Below are 16,693 nucleotides of genomic sequence, written 5' to 3' on the forward strand. Positions count from 1 at the left end.
TCAGACATTGGCACGCTTCTTCACTTCGGCCAACAAGGCCTGACCTTCACGGTCGAGCCAGGCGTCCAGCTTGACGAAGAGATGCGCCTGCGGCCCGGTGAACGGCTCGATGATGACGTCACGTCGATCCGACAGAGTGCCTTCGGCTTCCGCGATCTTGAGCTTTTCGTCGGCGATCCGCCGCGAGAGCGCTCGTGCGATCAGGAGCTGCTGACCCGGCGTGCCGGTGACTTGGCCGAGCAATCGGCCCTTGACAACGTCCAACTCTTCGGCGATCGCGACCTTGACCCGCACGGCGTGCGGCATGCTCCATGATGCCCGTTGGACTGCATAGTCATATGAGAACACCGGCTCTCTCGGCTCACGAAAGGGGCCGCTGACCTCGAGCACGGTCAATTTGTTGTCCGTCGCCATGGTTTTCACGTCTCCCCACCTCTTACTCGTTCTCCCGACAGATATCGGACGACGCGGTCGGCCGCGACCGATCCGTCGCGGATGCAATCGGGAATGCCAACCCCCCGATACGCCGAGCCGGTCAGCACCAGCCCACCGAACCGGCTGAGCGCCGCCTCAATCTGCTCGAGCCGCTCCAGATGTCCGAGCACATACTGCGGCATCGCCTTGATCCAGCGATTGACCTCGACATAGGTCGGCTCGGCGATGAGTCCGCTGATATGCCGCAACTCGGCGCGAACCCGAGCGACCAGCGCTTGATCGTCCAGCTCCAACACCGCTTCCCGCCCCGCGCCTCCGAGATAGCAACGAATCAGCACCTGGTCGGCCGGGGCGCGGTGGGGCCATTTCAGCGACGTCCACGTCGCCGCGATCAGATCACGCTGCTCGACGCGGGGAACGACGAAACCGAAGCCCTGCACGCACCGCCCCACCGCGGTCGCAGGATACGCCATTGCGACGGTCGCCGTCGAGGCGTAGGGAATCCTCTCCAGCAGGCCGCCCGCAATCGGTGTCAACGGCCGGAGCAACTCCGCTGAAATGAACGCGGGGGTCGCCAAGATCACCCCGTCGACCGACAGCGCTCCGCCTCCGCTCAGCATCACATCGTAGGTCCACCGGCCCAGCTCATGGGATCGCACCCGGAGCGATTCCACGGAGGTGCCGCTTCGCAACATCACGCCCCGATCCGTCAACGACCGGCGAAGCGCGGTGACCAGATCTTCCAATCCGTTCCTGAGACTCACGAACATCGTCCGCTTCGGTCCGGCCGCCTGCGCGCCGGAGGCATCGGCCCTCGTCGCGAGCATTCCGCGGATGACGCTGCCGTGTGTCCGCTCGAGTTCGGAAAACCGCGGGAACGTGGCCCTGATGCTCAACTGTTGAGCGTCTCCGGCATAGATGCCGGCCATCAGCGGCTCCATCATTCGTTCGAACGCCTGACGGCCGAATCGACGACGGAAGAAGGAGGCGAGGGATTCGTCCTCCGGCGACCGTTTGGCCGGTAGGACGATGTCCGCCCCCATGCGAAGCAGTCCGGCGGGGCTCAATAGACCGCTTCGGAGAAACGGGCCGATTTGGCCGGGAGCGATGACCACCAGCCCTTCCGGCAATTCGCGAAGGCGGCCGCGCGAATACACGCAGGCTTTCGTCGCCGTCTTATTGGTGCCGATCAACTGATCGATGAGACCGAGCTTGTCGATGAGCTGCAGACCGGCGGGCTTTTGAGACAGAAACGAGTCGGGGCCGGCTTCTGTGACCAGGTCACCGACCCGGTGAGTCACGATCTTCCCGCCCCAAGACGGACTGCGCTCAAGGACCGTGCAGGCGATCGGCACGCCCGCCTGCGCCGAGCGCTCAAGGAGGGCAAACGCCGAGGCCAGCCCCGCGATACCTCCCCCGACGATGGCGACGGTCTTGGGCGCGGTCACGACGTGAGCGTCAGCGAAGATTCATGGGCCGCCAGTACGTCGATCAACGTCTCCACCAGTGCCGGCGAATCGTTGAGCATGGGCATGCGCTCGAGGCGCAGGCCGAGACCGGCGGCCAGCTGTCGCAATTCGATGTCGATGTCGTACAGGGTTTCGACATGGTCGCACAGGAAGCCGATCGGAGCGACCAGCACCTGCCGCTGACCGGCTCGGCTCAGCTCATGGACCATAGATTCGACCGTCGGACCCAACCATTTCTCTCCTGACCGACCCTGGCTTTGATAGGCAAAGCAGGTCGGTTGGCCGCCCAACCGTGCGGTCACGGCCGCCACCGTGCCCCGTACTTCCTCCGGATAGGGATCGTCCATCGCCACGATCCGCTCCGGCAGACTGTGCGCCGTGAACAGCACGGGAATGGTGGATCTCACGTCGGAGGGAAACAGCTCGAGAGTCTGCTGAATGTGATCCGCAATGGCGTCGATGAGACGGGGGTGCCGATGCCAGCTACCCACGTAGCTCACTGGGCAGCTGTCCCCGAGAGCGCTCCGGGCTTCCTCCACTTTGTTGCGATAGGCCCCGGTGCTCAACGACGATTGCTGCGGCGCCATGCAGAGGCCGATGACGCGCTCCGGCTCATCGCGCAACAACTCCGCATAGGTCTCTCGAATGAACGGGTGCCAGTGACGCAGCCCGACGTATACGCGATAGCGTCCGCGCGACTCGTTCAGCCGCCGTTCGAGGCGGGCCGCCACCGCCTGCGTGATGCCGACCGCGGGAGACTTGCCGCCGGTGGCACGATATCGCCTGCGGATTTCTTCGACCAGATCCGGCGGCGTCGGGCGCCCGCCGCGCACGTCGAGCAAAAACGGCTCCACGTTTTCCAACTTATCGGGCCCTCCCATCGCCATCAACAACACGGCGATAGGACGTTGCGCGCCGGTCACGATCCCCTCTTTGTCCCGTCCGCCGTCCACCCCGAAAGGGCCGCTCCGGCCCTACCTCATGCTCAGCTTGTGAACCATGCTGACGGCGGCTTCGACGTGCTCGACGGGCGTCGTCGGCAGGATGCCGTGGCCCAGATTGAAAATATGACCGTTCCGCCCCCCCGCACGACGCAGGATATCCTCCACCCGCCGCTCGATCTCGCCGAGCGGACCGTACAAGGCGACAGGGTCCAGATTCCCCTGCACGGCCCGGTCATGGCCGATCATGGACCAGGCCTCATCCAGCGGCACGCGCCAATCGACGCCGATGACGTCTCCGCCCGCTTCCCGCATGTGCTTTAAAATGGCGGTCGTTCCCGTGCCGAAATGGATCAAGGGGACCTGTTCACGCTTCAGTCCTTCGAAGATGAGTTGCACGTGGGGGAGCACATACTCCGTGTAGTCACCGGCCGACAGGCAGCCCACCCAGCTGTCGAACAACTGGACCGCCTGGGCCCCCGCTCGGATCTGACGGCGGAGATAGCCCACGACCACGCGCGCCAGCTTGTCCATCAGCCTGTGCCAAAGATCCGGCTCCCGATACATGATCGACTTCGTCAGGACGTAGTTGCGCGATCCCCCACCCTCGATGGCATAGCTCGCCAGGGTGAACGGGGCTCCCGCAAAGCCGATCAGCGGCACCCTGCCCCGCAACGCCCGGCGTGCCTGCCGAATGGCTTCGGCCACGTATTCCAACTCTTCGCCCTCGATGACCCGCAGGCGCTCGACATCCGCTCGTTCTCGCACCGGGTTATGGATGATTGGGCCTTCCCCTTCGGCAAATTCCAGATGCAGCCCCATCGCTTCGAGCGGCAGTAGGATGTCGGCGAAGATGATTGCGGCGTCGAGAGGAAAGCGTTCGATCGGTTGCAGCGTCACTTGCGCCGCCAGTTCGGGGATCTTGCATAGCTCGAGCATGGAATGCTTCGCCCGAAGCGAGCGATATTCGGCCATGTAGCGGCCCGCTTGCCGCATGAACCAGACGGGGGTGCAATCGACCGGCTCACGTCGACAGGCTTTGAGAAATCGATCGTTCATCACCGTGCGGCATTCTAGGAGGGGCCTGCGGAACGTGTCAAATGGCATCGCGCCGACCCGGACACTGGCCGCCACGCTCCATCCCGACAGCCGGCCCACGGTAAGCGTCGAAGGTTCGGCGGATTAGTGGACAGGAAATCCCGTTCAAGTAGAATGACTTGCATGTGGGTGTGGAAGCATGAATTGCCTGGTACCATTTGCACTCCATTACATGTATAATGTGCTCCCGTCATCGACAGGGTTCGAGAAAGCGGTACGTGAAGCTTCCTCGTGACCCGGCTTCTGCGGCCTGCCTTGTGATTCGCCAACAGCTGCCGCGGTTCCATTGAGCCATACGAGATGTCGTGTGTGTCCGGCGGATGCTCTGTCGGACTTAGCTGGAGGTACCCGAATGTCCGACGTTCGCATCTTGCGCCCGACCAAGGCCCAGCTCCTCTGGTTCACGTTTCTCCGCTGGTTCGACTCGTGGGCCGGACTTGAGTATATGAAGACGGACGGGACCCCGAAGATGGACTGGTTCCGTTGCATCCCTCTCATTGCCGTCCACCTGATGTGCCTGGGTGTGATCTGGGTGGGAGTCAGCTGGATCGCCGTGGCGGTCGCCGCCGCCTTTTATGTCGTTCGGATGTTCGCGATCACCGGCTGGTATCACCGGTACTTTTCCCATCGCTCATTCAAGACGACCCGGGCTTGCCAGTTCGCCTTCGCGGTCTTGGGCGGATCCTGCGCCCAGCGCGGACCGCTCTGGTGGGCCGGCCATCATCGCCATCATCACATCGCCTCCGACACGAAAGACGACGTCCATTCTCCGCGTCACGGGGGCTTTCTGTGGTCGCATATGGGGTGGTTCACCTCGCAGACGCATTTTCCTCCACGCCTGAAGGCGATCGCCGATTTTGCAAAGTTTCCCGAGCTGCGTTTCCTCGATCGATTCGATATTCTCGTGCCGACTATGGCGGGATTCGGGATGTTCGGCCTGGGTAAGCTGCTCGAAATCTACGCGCCGGAACTGGGAACGAACGGGCCTCAGATGTTGATCTGGGGGTTCTTCGTCTCGACGGTGGCATTAGTCCACGGAACCTGTACGATCAACTCTCTGTCCCACGTTTATGGCTCGCAGCGCTACGAAACCGGAGACGACAGCCGCAACAACTTCATTCTCGCGCTCATCACACTCGGTGAAGGATGGCACAACAACCATCACTACTATCCCGCTTCGACGAGGCAGGGATTCTACTGGTGGGAAATCGACATCACCTATTACGGCTTGAAGGTGATGGAATGGCTCGGGCTGGTCTGGGACATCAAGGAAGTCCCGATCTATGTGCGCGAGCAAAAGAGCAAACAGGAAGCGCTCGCCGTCTGACCAGACTTCCCCTTCTCTAGATCCATTCGGACTCTTCGTCGGAGCGCGGCCGGTCAACGACACGACCGGCCAGCGCTTCCCGGATCTCCCGGCTTTGGGCATCGATCGCACCACGCCTCTCCTCCGCTATCACCCATGCGTCATCCGGATCCAGTTCGAAGCGGTAGTGATTCGACCGGTCAGAAAACCATTCGACGTACGGATGCGGGGCGAGGTTGGGATGCGGATCGAATGAAATCAGGTTCACCGTACCGATCTGCGGATTCTCCATGTCGCCGATGACCTGAGCCGCCGTGTCGTCCTCCTCGAAGCGCCGATTGCGGAACTCGATCATTTCCCCGGCAATGTCTGCCTTGAAGTTTCCTCTCAGGAACAGGTCCACGGGTCCCACGGCCGCGAGCACGATCCGCCCGACGACGGTCCCTTCAATCCGATTGTCGAGAAACCCTTCCCGTACCCAACGCCCATTGCCGAACTTCTGCGCCATCATGTCTCCAATGGAAGTCCTGAGTGCTGAGTGCCGAGAGGCGATGACCGCATCTCGCTACTCGGCGCTCCGGTCTCAACATTGCTTCAATCGCCATATGCTGGCTCTACGGCTTGCGATGCCGGCTGCTGCCCGCTCGATGCAAAGGCTCCGATCACGACAGCGACCAAGATCATACCGCTGCCGACCCATCCTCGAGCATCCAGTGTCTCTCCCAGAAAATACCAGGCGAGCCAGGCGGCGTAAGCCGGCTCCGAGGCAAACACCAGCGCCACCTGTTGCGCGGGAATCAACTGTTGCGCCCACATCTGAACGGCAAAAGCGCCGGTCGCCAATACACCGGTCACTCCCAGTCCGATCAGCAACACGGAGGTGGGAGCGAAGGCCTCGGGAGACGCCCGCTCCCACCACATCATTGGCACGAGCAGCAGCGTCATCGCCGTCATCTGCCAGAGAAGGAGCGACGGTGCATCGAACAGGCGGGTGAATCGTTCGAGACACACGATATGGGCCGCGAAGGCCGCCGCGCAGGCCAGGGTCATGAGATCCCCCGGGCTCATCGTCGTGCTCGGTTTGACTAGGAGCCACAATCCGACGGTGGCGACGGAAGCGGCCAGCATGACCCGTCGATCGAATCGCCGGAGAATCACCGGCACCATAATCACATACAAGGCCGTCAGGAAGGCGCTGTTGGATGCGCTGGTATACTGCAACCCGACGGTCTGGAGGACGTAGCCGAGGAACAGAAACACGGTGGCGATACCGACGGCAAGCAGAATCCCCCGTTCACGCCGCAGCCCATGGCCCACTGCCGCAAACCACGCCGCGACGAGTAGCGTACCCAGGAGAAATCGAAGGAAGAGAAACGACAGCGGGGGAATCTGCTCCAGCGCCGCTTTTGTCGCCGGGAATGTCGCGCCCCAGATCAGGGTTGTCAGCAGGAGCGCCAGTCGAGGCATGAGGGTACAGCAGTGCTGAGTCCGGAATGATCAGTGCTGAGTCCTGAATGATCAGTGCTGAATCCAAACCTCTCTACTCGCAGCACTCAGCACTCATAACTCAGAACTGTACCTTAGGGTTTGCAGAGCGGGCACCGCCGCTGGTCTGTGGTGCCCGCCTGCTCCATCGCCGTCAGCGCGCGCTCTTTGTCCGGGTAGTCGAACCATCCGCCGGCCCAATAGTCGGTGGACGATTGCGTCGACGGCACCTCAGAACAGCGTTCATTATGCAAAGTCACGCGGTCGATCGAGCGCGCGATGTGAATCCAATAAATCACGAGAGGTCAGAAGAGGGTGGGCCTGCCTTACGGAAGGAGCTGCCACTCATCCTTTTCGATGAATACCTTCACCCCGGTTTCGAGTTTCTTGACGTCGTCTTTCTCGAACAGGCGAAAATAGCGCTCGATCCGATCGTCGTCGTCGATCCGCTCTTCCTGCATCATCCCGTTATGCCCCTTGTACCGCCGAATCAGCACCGCCATCGCACACCCTCCTCAAAACTCGCTCCGCATACCCCTAGTCTCCGAACCAGGCAGGTGTGGTACAATACGGCATCGTTCGACAGCCGGTCAAGAGTCGATGCCGAGATGGATTCTCCAGCAGGAGCGAACACATGCCCATCTATGAATACCGTTGCGGCCAGTGCGAAAAGGTCTTTGAAGCGACTCAGTCGGTCCACGCGCGGGCGGAAGACACCGTGTGTCCCTTCTGTCAGGCTCAGGATGCGACGAAATTGCTGTCGTCGTTTGCCTCCAAGGTCGTCGGCTCGCGCAAGCCTGGGTTTGCCGAGATGAAAGCGTACAACATGCTGAACGAACGCATGGACAAGTTCTCGAAGCTCCCCCCGGTGATGGGCACCAGAACGATGCCGCCTCCCGACCTGTTTTCCAGCCTTGAGACACCCCCCTCAACCTCCAAGCCCTCTCAAGAAAGCTGAGCATGCCGGGACCAGCGATGCGCAGGCTCCTCGACCGGATGTTCAGACTTCGATCGGCGGCGGGCGCTTCCCGGGGTCTCCTTGTCGGTCTGGGGCTCGGTTTGCTCCTGACCTTCACCGGCGTCCGCCCATCGCCGGCCGAAGTCTCCGGCAACCTGATCATCGCAGGCAACGGTCCAGAGCAGCCCATCATCGAACTCCTGGTGCGTGCGTTTGAAAAGGCGAACCCGCGCGCGTATGTGGACGTTATCTGGGACGATCACTCTAAAGCCGTCGAAATGGTGAAAACGGGAGAAGCGCACCTGGCCGTCACGGGCGCCGAAGACGGCGGACTTGCCGCGACGCAGATCGCATGGGACGGCATCGGAATTCTGGTGCACTTGTCGAACTTCACGAAAGAGGTCACCAAACAGCAGGTCGCCGATATCTTTTCCGGGAAAGTCAAAGAATGGTCTGAACTCGGCGGTCCCGAAACCAAAATCCTGTTGATCAACCGGCCTCGGAATCAAAATGTCCGCGACGCCTTTGAATCGCAGCTCGGCATTACGGGAAAGATCCCAGATACCGCCAAGGTCATCGCGAGGGACGACAAGGTCGTCAAGACGGTCGTCGGCACCTTACCTCCCTTGTCGGCCGTGGCCTATATTTCCATGAGCCAAGGGCTCTCGGTGGTGTCCGGGGGCGTGGCGGTCCGCCTCCTCCCGATCGACAATGTGGAGCCCGAGATACCCACCGTCAAGGATGGCCGCTACCCATTGCGCAGGCCGGTCCTATTGCTCTCACGGAAGGAGCCGAACCCGCTGGTCGAGGCCTTCATCCAATTTGCCCTCTCGCCCCCCGGACAACAGATCGTTACGGAAGCCTATGTTCCCGTGACACGGAACTAATCTCGTTTTTTATAGCAAGGAGGGTCTTATGCAGACGTGGCGATCATCGGGCTTCATGATAATGATGCTGACCGGATTCATGCTGCTCGTCCTCGTCTCGACGCCTCGGGCGGACGAGAGCGGGAAAGGCGCGATTGTGGAAGGCGCGGGTTTTACGCTGTACGACATGGAGTCGATCAAGGGATCCGACACGGAGAAGCTCGATAAGGATCCGGTCTGCGACCGCAACAAGCGGCCGCGGATTGCCAAAGTCGAACCGGATGAGGCCAAGCCCGGCGATAAGGTGGTGATCTCCGGAGAGAATTTCGGCACGAAAGAGTGCTTCCATACCGTCACCTTCAGCGCGTCGCCCAAGGCGCCGGTCGACTACAAGTTCGTCAACGACACGACGATTGAAGCGACCGTTCCGGAAGCCAAGGCCGGGATGTCGTTCCTGATCATCGTCGCCGGCGGCGGAAGCGCCCAGTCGAAACCCCTCCTCATCAAATCCAAGTAGGTCGCGAGCCCGGAAAATCGCCGCGAATTTCCGGGCTCTGTTATCGCTGCCTGCCCTCCGACTCCCTCGACAGACCTCTTCCACCTATGCTAGCGTACTCGCTCCTTTTGGGCCGACCAAGGAATTCTGCGGACAGGGAATTCCAAGAAGCTGGATGAAGATGTTTCGAAAGATTCTGGTCGCCAATCGCGGTGAAATCGCCATGCGCATCATCCGCGCATGCCGCGAGCTGAACATCGCCACCGCCGCCATCTATTCTGAAGCCGACTCCACCGGAATCTACGTCAAGAAGGCCGACGAGGCCTACCTTGTGGGACCCGGTCCGGTCAAAGGCTTTCTCGACAGCCGTCAGATCGTCGAGTTGGCCCAACGCATCGGCGCCGACGCCATCCACCCCGGCTACGGATTTCTCTCAGAAAACGCGCAGTTCGCCGAACTGTGCGACGCGTCAGGCATTACGTTCATCGGCCCGTCCCCCCTGGCCATTACGACCATGGGCAGCAAGGTCAAAGCTCGTGAGTTGGCCCGCAAAATCGGTGTACCCATCGTCCCGGGAACCGACAGCGGGATCACGGACGCCAGGGAGGGCCTCACCTTCGCCAAACAAGCCGGGTATCCGGTCATCATCAAGGCCAGCGCCGGCGGTGGCGGGCGCGGACTCCGCGTCGTGCGCTCGGATGCCGAACTGCGTGAAAACATGGAAGTCGCGGCACGAGAGGCCCTGGCCTCATTCGGCGACGGCAGCCTGTTCATCGAAAAATACATCGAGCGGCCCCATCACATCGAGTTCCAGATCCTGGCCGACCGCCACGGCAACATCATTCACCTGGGCGAGCGGGATTGCTCGATTCAGCGCCGGCATCAGAAGTTGATCGAGATCGCGCCCTCCCTCGTCCTGACGCCCAAGCTCCGGACCGAAATGGGCAAAGCCGCAACCGCGATCGCCCGGGCGGTCAACTACGACAACGCAGGGACGGTGGAGTTTCTACTCGACCAGGACGGTCGCTTCTACTTCATCGAGATGAATCCCCGTCTTCAGGTCGAGCACACGGTCACGGAGCAGATCACCGCGATCGACATCGTCCGTAACCAGATCGCCATCGCCGCCGGCAAGCCGCTCGACATTCAACAGAAGGACGTCATCCTCCAGGGGCATGCCATCCAATGCCGGATCAACGCCGAGGATCCGAAGAACAATTTCATGCCCTGTACCGGAACCGTGACGGCCTACCTGTCGCCGGGAGGAATCGGCGTCCGGATCGACGGCGCCGTCTACAAGGACTACACCGTTCCGCCGTATTACGACGCCTTGCTCGCCAAACTCACCGTGCGAGGCCGGACCTGGGAGGAGACCGTGAGCCGGATGCGGCGGTCACTCGAGGAATACGTGTTGCGTGGAGTCAAGACGACCATTCCCTTCATGAAAGCGATCATGGAGGACCAGGATTTTCTCGCCGGCCGGTTCGATACCTCCTATCTCGACACGCACCCGGACTTGTACACCTACGACGAAATCGAGCAGCCGGAGGATCTCGTTCTGGCGCTCGCCGCCGCCATTGCGGCCTATGAAGGGCTGTAACCCCTCAGCGCCTCCGATTGTTCATGATCTAAGCGAGAAGCCATGGCTACGAAACGGTCATCCGGAAAGAAACCGACGCACAAGAAACGTTCCCAAACTCCGGCGACCAGGGCGCCGAAGAAGCGGGGCGTTCTAAAACAGGATTGGCCGATTCAGCCGGCGGCGGGCAAGCAGGTGCTCGTGACCGAAGTGGCCTTGCGCGATGGGCATCAATGCCTCCTGGCCACGCGCATGCGGACCGAGGACATGCTGCCGATCGCCCAAAAGCTGGACGCGGTCGGATTCTGGTCGTTGGAAGTCTGGGGCGGCGCCACCTTCGATACCTGTCTACGCTTCCTCAAGGAGGATCCCTGGGAACGGCTGCGGGCGCTGCGCGCCGCGATGCCGAACACCAAGTTGCAGATGCTCCTCCGCGGGCAGAACATCGTCGGATACCGGCATTATGCGGACGACGTGCTGGACCGGTTCATCGAGCGCTCGGCCGCCAACGGCATCGACGTCTTCCGTATCTTCGACGCCCTCAACGACATCCGCAATCTCGAACGGGCGATCCAGGAGGTCAAAGCCTGCGGGAAACATGTCGAGGCGGCCATCTCCTACACCGTGAGTCCCGTCCATCGGCTGGAAGGATTCGTCGAGATGGGCAAACGGTTGGAGGACCTCGGGTCCGACACGATCTGCATCAAGGACATGGCCGGACTGCTGGCTCCGATGGACGCCTACCTGCTGGTCAAGAGTCTGAAGCAGGCGGTCGGGGTGCCCATCCATCTGCATTCCCACTACACCTCCGGCATGGGCACGATGTCCGCGCTCATGGCCGTTCTGGCGGGCCTCGACATCGTCGACACCGCCATCTCCCCCCTGGCCGGCGGCGCCTCCCATCCGCCGACCGAATCGATCGTGGCCTCGTTGCAGCGCACGTCATACGACACCAAGCTCGAGCTCACGGCCCTTCAACCGATCGCCGACCACTTCCGCACGGTGCGGCGGAAATATCGGCAGTTCGAAAGCGACGTCACGGGCGTCGACGCCGAGATTCTCACCTCCCAGATTCCCGGGGGCATGCTGTCCAATCTCGCCGCGCAGCTGTCCGAACAGAACGCGCTCGACCGCATGAAGGAGGTGCTCGACGAAGTTCCCCGGGTCCGGAAAGACATGGGATATCCGCCGCTGGTCACGCCGACCAGCCAGATCGTCGGCACTCAGGCGACCCTGAACGTCCTCACAGGCGAGCGCTACAAGGTCATCACGAATGAAACGAAGAACTATTTTCTCGGCCTGTACGGTCGCGCGCCGGGGCAAGTGGCCCACGACGTCATGGCTCGCGCCATCGGCGACGATGAACCGATCAAGACCAGGCCCGCCGATCGACTGGAACCGGAAATGGAAGCGACCAGGAAGGATCTGCCCGCATCCGCCGACACGGTCGAGGATCACCTGTCGTTTGTTCTTTTTCCAGCCATCGCCCGCGACTTCTTCGAGGCCCGCGAGAAGGGGGATCTGGTCCCGGAGCCGCTGGAGGGAAGCCTGCCGAAAGGTCCGGCCGTCGCGGGCGAACTCCACTTGGCTCCGGTGGAATTCAATGTGACCGTCCATGGCGAAACCTATCACGTGAAGGTGTCCGGATCCGGACGCAAAGTTGACGGACGGAAACCCTATTACATCCGGGTCAACGACAAACTCGAAGAGGTGTCCCTCGAAGCGATCCAGGAAGTCCTGGCCGGCACGCCCGAGGCCACGGAGACCGCCGGCGGAGCCAAGCCCAAACGGCCCAAACCGGCCAAACCCGGCGACGTCGCTCCCCCGATGCCGGGTCGCGTCGTCAAGATCCTGGTCGCCAAGGACGATCGCGTCATGACCGGAGATCCTCTGCTCATCATCGAGGCCATGAAGATGGAGAGTCAGGTCCCTGCACCGATCGATGGGACGGTGACGGGGATTCTGGTCGAGGAAGGGGAAAACGTTCGAACCGACGAGACCCTCATCCAGCTGGAGTAGACCATTCCGCCGTTTGGTACCGCCAGCCAGACCCCTGTCGGCCTCCATCGGCTTCTGACCACGCTGCTGTTCTGGCTGCCGATGACCGCCTGTTCATCGCCCACTGCGATTCCGACCCAGTTCGACGCCTTCGAACGCATTCCCGTCCACACCGCCTTGGTCCACGGACAAAGGATCGCCTATCTGGACATCGGACAGGGCGCCCCGGTGATCCTCATTCACGGGTTCGGCGGATCCATGTGGCAGTGGGAACACCAACAGACTGTCCTGGGCCGGCACTTCCGCCTGATCACCCCGGATCTGATCGGCTCCGGGCTCTCCGACAAGCCGGATATCGCCTATACCCCCGAGCAGTTGCTCGACTACTTCGCGGAGTTCATGGACACCTTGCAGCTATCCCGGGCCACCCTCGTCGGCAGTTCGATGGGGGCCGGGCTGGCCCTCGGGATGGCCTTGACCCGTCCTGAGCGCGTCGACAAACTGATCCTTATCGACGGTCTACCGAACCAGGTCGCGAACAAGCTCACGAGTCCGACGATCAAACGGGCGCTGGAATCCCGGGCACCGACCTGGATGGTTTCCTTCGGCAATTGGCTCTTCGGAGGACTGATGGTCGAATCGATCCTGCAGGAAATAGTCCACGATCCGGCCCTCCTTACGCCCGCCGTGCTCGAACGGTCGAACCGGAACCGCCGGCGCCCCGGTATCATCCCACCGTTGATGGCCTTGCGGGACAGTCTGCCGGTGTGGGAAACCGACTTTGCACCGCGCCTCGGAACGATAACCCATCCGACTCTGATTCTCTGGGGCCAGGAAGATCGAGTTTTCCCCGTTGCCGTCGGCGAAGACTTGCACCGGACCATGAAGGGGTCGAAACTGGTGACCATCCCTCAGGCCGGACATATTCCGCAATGGGAACAGCCGGAACAGGTGAATCAGGCTATAATGGAGTTTGTCGCATCCGCAACCGCGGAGTCGTAACCGAACGGAGGATCGTATGACCGCCCCGATTATTCGCCGACGGCTGCTTCTGCTGATGTTCGTCGCGCTTGCCGTTGCTGGCTGTGCACAGTCCGGCTCGGGCTCCGTCTTCGCATACAAGAACCTTCCCGTCGCGGACGGAACGGTACAGGCGGGGGAGGGACACACGGTCCTCTACAAGGGCAGCCCGCTGGTCCTGACCGGAACCGGCATCAAGGCCGGCGACCAGTTGCGCGACGTCAAGGTGGTCCAGACCGATCTCTCGCTCGTCAATATCGCGGAGACCAAAGGCAAGGGCAAGGTCCGCATCATCAGCGTTGTGCCGTCGCTGGATACGAAGGTCTGCGAACAGCAGACACACATCCTCAGTGAGCAGAACAAGGGACTGGACCGGATGGTGGAATTGATCACCGTCAGCATCGATACACCGTTCGCCCAGAAGCGATTCGCGACCGAAGCCAAGATCGCCAATGTCACGTTTCTGTCGGACTATAGAGGCGCCGACTTTGGGAAGACCTACGGGCTGTTCCTGAAGGACCCCCACGTCCTGGCCCGAGCCGTCATGGTGGTGGATTCGCACAATAAAGTCCGACATCTCCAGGTCACCCCGGAACTGGGCCAGCTGCCGGACATGGAAGAATCCTTTAACGTAGCGCGGTCGTTGATTACGGCGAACTGACCACAGGGGTCTCCCGGCCACACCAACCTTGCATCCGCACACGAACCAAGGCAACCGATGAGTCGCTACGACCTCCTGGTGATCGGCACAGGCCCCGCGGGACAAAAGGCCGCCGTGCAGGCGGCCAAGCTCGGGAAAAAAGTCGGGATCGTGGAACGCAAGGAAGTCGTCGGCGGCGTCTGCATCAACACTGGAACCATTCCGAGTAAATCCCTCCGCGAAGCGGTCCTCTACCTGTCTGGCTTTCGGCAGCGGAGCATGTACGGAGCCGACTACCGGCTGAAGACGACCATCACCATCGAGGACCTTGCCTATCGCACCAATCACGTCATCAAGAACGAGGTCGGCATCGTCGAGAACCAGATGGCGCGCAACCGGGTGGACATGATCTACGGAACCGCGAGCTTCGTCGATTCTCACCGGCTGCGCATCACCCAGGCGGGCGGAGAGCGGGTCGAGCACGAGGCCGACTTCATCGTCATCGCCGTGGGATCGGAGCCGGCCAAGCCGGTCGAAGTGCCCTTCGATCACGAGTCCGTCATCGACACCGACGAGCTGTTGACGCTCAAGCACATCCCCAAGTCCATCGTCATCGTGGGGGGAGGAGTCATCGGAACGGAGTACGCCTCGATGCTCGCGGCTCTGGGCGTGCCCGTCACCCTGATCGACAAACGTCCCAGACTCTTGGAGTTCGTGGACGCGGAAATCATCCAGGCGCTGCAACAGCAGATGAAGGAGATCGGCGTCACGCTCTGCCACAACGAGGAAGTCGTCTCGATCCACAAGCAGCAGGACGGCCTGATTCATGTCCAACTCCGGCATACGGGCCCGACCGCGGCCGCCACGCTCATGTATGCGATCGGCCGCGTGGGCGCGACCCAGGATCTCAATCTCAGCGCGGTGGGGCTCAACCCGGACACCCGCGGCCGCCTGAGCGTCAACGAACACTTTCAAACAGCAATACCCCATGTCTATGCGGTCGGGGACGTAATCGGTTTTCCCGCCCTTGCCTCCACGTCGATGCAACAGGGCCGTCATGCGTCCTGCCATGCCTTCGGAGTTCCGGACGGGACCGACACGGAGCTGCTCCCCTACGGAATTTATTCCATCCCGGAAATTTCCATGGTGGGACGAAACGAGGAAGATCTCACAAAGGCGGACATCCCCTACGGCATCGGAATCGCGCGGTATCGTGAAATCGCGAGGGGCCAGATCATCGGTGACGAAACCGGGTTGCTCAAACTGCTGTTCCACCGGCAGACCCGCCAACTTCTCGGCGTCCATGCCATCGGCGAGGGATCCACCGAGCTGATTCACATCGGACAGGCCGTCATGGCCTACCGAGGGCAGATCAACTACTTCATCGACACGGTCTTCAACTACCCCACGCTCGCCGAATGTTACAAGGTTGCCGCCCTCGACGGCATCAATCGTTTGCCGAGACCGTGGGTGCCAACGAAATGAAGTGCGTGAGGCGTATCTCGTGAAGCGTGACACGCGGGCGCATTGAATTGCCCCCTGGTCTTCCACCTCGGGGTCGGCTTCATGGGAAGCCATGTTCGAAAAGGAGACGTTGATGTCATTTTGCGAGCATCTGCGGAAGCTGGCCGAGCCGATCTGGACTGCACAACTCTCGCATCCCTTCGTCGTGGCGCTGGGCAACGGAACCTTGCCTCAGCGCAAATTCCGCTACTACATCCTGCAGGACGCGCGCTTCCTCGGCGATCTGTCCCGCGTATTCGCGGCCGGCGCCTTGCGTGCGCCAGACTCGGAATCGGGGCTTCGGTTCGCCAAACTCGCGGAAGACACCATCACCGTCGAGCGGAGTCTCCATGAGGGCTACGGCAAACGGTGGAGGATGACCGCCCGACAAATGACGTCCGTCCCGATGGCGCCGACAAACTACGCGTACACCAGGCACATGCTTTCAGTGGCCGCATCCGGTTCGGCCGCAGAGATCACCGTCGTCGCGCTCCCCTGTGCCTGGATCTATTGCGTCGTGGGGCGGCACTTCTTGAAACACGGAGCCCCGAAGAAGACTCACCCCTATCGCGACTGGCTCCTGCTCTACGCGTCCCCGGAATTCGCCGACGTGCAACAATGGATGAGACGCAAAGTCGATCATTGGGCGAAAACCGCGGGACAGGAAGAACGGCGCAGGATGGAAGAGTCCTTCGTGATCAGCTCACGCTACGAATGGATGTTCTGGGAAATGGCCTGGAACGAAGAAGAGTGGCCGGTGTAGAAGGGCAGGCCCGGGCTGGAGGCTCTCTCCGCTCGCAGCCACAGAGCGCCGGTCATGGGTCCTGTCAATGACCTGGAGCCTCGCCGTCCTCGCACCCCCGCCCGGTGTAGGGACCCCCGCTGCGGGCCGATGAGAC

18 protein-coding genes are annotated in these 16,693 nt (G+C 61.5%); 10 read left to right on the plus strand and 8 right to left on the minus strand.

Annotated features, from left to right (window positions below; all coding sequences use genetic code 11):
• Genes P0111_12870 through hemE form a run of 4 tightly spaced genes read right to left on the minus strand, consistent with a single transcriptional unit; the run spans nt 1 to nt 3,904 of the window.
• On the minus strand, nt 1-423 hold the full coding sequence (locus P0111_12870; protein MDF0644914.1) for a hypothetical protein: 423 nt from the start codon (nt 421-423) through the stop codon (nt 1-3).
• The gene (gene hemG / locus P0111_12875; GenBank protein ID MDF0644915.1) at nt 420-1,883 is read right to left on the minus strand and encodes a protoporphyrinogen oxidase; all 1,464 of its coding nucleotides are present in this window, start codon (nt 1,881-1,883) and stop codon (nt 420-422) included. Before hemG ends, P0111_12870 begins: the two co-directional genes overlap by 4 nt.
• Nucleotides 1,880-2,857 carry a ferrochelatase gene (gene hemH, locus P0111_12880; GenBank protein MDF0644916.1) on the minus strand — a complete coding sequence of 326 codons (978 nt, stop codon included), beginning with the start codon at nt 2,855-2,857 and terminating at the stop codon, nt 1,880-1,882. The genes hemG and hemH overlap by 4 nt, the downstream gene beginning before the upstream one ends.
• A 21-nt stretch (nt 2,858-2,878) precedes the next feature.
• The gene (gene hemE / locus P0111_12885; GenBank protein MDF0644917.1) at nt 2,879-3,904 is read right to left on the minus strand and encodes a uroporphyrinogen decarboxylase; all 1,026 of its coding nucleotides are present in this window, start codon (nt 3,902-3,904) and stop codon (nt 2,879-2,881) included.
• A gap of 391 nt (nt 3,905-4,295) precedes the next feature.
• Between hemE and P0111_12890 the strand changes: the two genes are divergently transcribed.
• Nucleotides 4,296-5,270 (plus strand): acyl-CoA desaturase, encoded by a 975-nt coding sequence (locus P0111_12890; GenBank protein MDF0644918.1) that lies wholly within the window; start codon nt 4,296-4,298, stop codon nt 5,268-5,270.
• 16 nt (nt 5,271-5,286) lie between these two features.
• On the opposite strand, the gene P0111_12895 is transcribed toward P0111_12890, so the two are convergent.
• From P0111_12895 to P0111_12910, 4 genes are all read right to left on the minus strand, one after another.
• Nucleotides 5,287-5,760: a hypothetical protein gene (locus P0111_12895; protein MDF0644919.1), complete on the minus strand. Its 474-nt coding sequence runs from the start codon at nt 5,758-5,760 to the stop codon at nt 5,287-5,289.
• A gap of 83 nt (nt 5,761-5,843) precedes the next feature.
• Entirely contained in the window at nt 5,844-6,716 is an 873-nt protein-coding gene (locus tag P0111_12900) for a DMT family transporter (GenBank protein ID MDF0644920.1), read from the minus strand.
• A gap of 113 nt (nt 6,717-6,829) precedes the next feature.
• Entirely contained in the window at nt 6,830-6,964 is a 135-nt protein-coding gene (locus P0111_12905; protein ID MDF0644921.1) for a hypothetical protein, read from the minus strand.
• A 96-nt stretch (nt 6,965-7,060) separates the two neighbouring features.
• Entirely contained in the window at nt 7,061-7,237 is a 177-nt protein-coding gene (locus P0111_12910) for a hypothetical protein (GenBank protein ID MDF0644922.1), read from the minus strand.
• 131 nt (nt 7,238-7,368) lie between these two features.
• Between P0111_12910 and P0111_12915 the strand changes: the two genes are divergently transcribed.
• The 9 genes from P0111_12915 to tenA all read left to right on the plus strand — a co-directional run bounded on the left by P0111_12915 (nt 7,369) and on the right by tenA (nt 16,557).
• Nucleotides 7,369-7,692, plus strand: a complete 324-nt coding sequence (locus tag P0111_12915) for a zinc ribbon domain-containing protein (protein MDF0644923.1) — start codon at nt 7,369-7,371, stop codon at nt 7,690-7,692.
• 2 nt (nt 7,693-7,694) lie between these two features.
• Complete coding sequence (locus tag P0111_12920) at nt 7,695-8,579, plus strand: substrate-binding domain-containing protein (protein MDF0644924.1); 885 nt, start codon at nt 7,695-7,697, stop codon at nt 8,577-8,579.
• A gap of 28 nt (nt 8,580-8,607) precedes the next feature.
• The gene (locus tag P0111_12925) at nt 8,608-9,075 is read left to right on the plus strand and encodes an IPT/TIG domain-containing protein (GenBank protein MDF0644925.1); all 468 of its coding nucleotides are present in this window, start codon (nt 8,608-8,610) and stop codon (nt 9,073-9,075) included.
• A 154-nt stretch (nt 9,076-9,229) separates the two neighbouring features.
• Entirely contained in the window at nt 9,230-10,654 is a 1,425-nt protein-coding gene (gene accC / locus P0111_12930) for an acetyl-CoA carboxylase biotin carboxylase subunit (protein MDF0644926.1), read from the plus strand.
• Nucleotides 10,655-10,696: 42 nt separating this feature from the next.
• Nucleotides 10,697-12,652, plus strand: coding sequence for a sodium-extruding oxaloacetate decarboxylase subunit alpha (gene oadA / locus P0111_12935; GenBank protein ID MDF0644927.1), 1,956 nt, complete (start codon nt 10,697-10,699; stop codon nt 12,650-12,652).
• An 81-nt stretch (nt 12,653-12,733) separates the two neighbouring features.
• Nucleotides 12,734-13,633: an alpha/beta hydrolase gene (locus P0111_12940; GenBank protein ID MDF0644928.1), complete on the plus strand. Its 900-nt coding sequence runs from the start codon at nt 12,734-12,736 to the stop codon at nt 13,631-13,633.
• Between the two features lie 16 nt (nt 13,634-13,649).
• A complete protein-coding gene (gene tpx / locus P0111_12945) occupies nt 13,650-14,312 on the plus strand; it encodes a thiol peroxidase (GenBank protein MDF0644929.1) in 663 nt (220 codons plus the stop codon).
• Nucleotides 14,313-14,369: 57 nt separating this feature from the next.
• Entirely contained in the window at nt 14,370-15,776 is a 1,407-nt protein-coding gene (sthA, locus tag P0111_12950; protein ID MDF0644930.1) for a Si-specific NAD(P)(+) transhydrogenase, read from the plus strand.
• A 112-nt stretch (nt 15,777-15,888) separates the two neighbouring features.
• Entirely contained in the window at nt 15,889-16,557 is a 669-nt protein-coding gene (tenA, locus tag P0111_12955; protein ID MDF0644931.1) for a thiaminase II, read from the plus strand.
• Nucleotides 16,558-16,693: the final 136 nt, after the last annotated feature.

Source organism: Nitrospira sp. (assembly GCA_029194535.1).
Classification (GTDB): Bacteria; Nitrospirota; Nitrospiria; order Nitrospirales; family Nitrospiraceae; genus Nitrospira_C.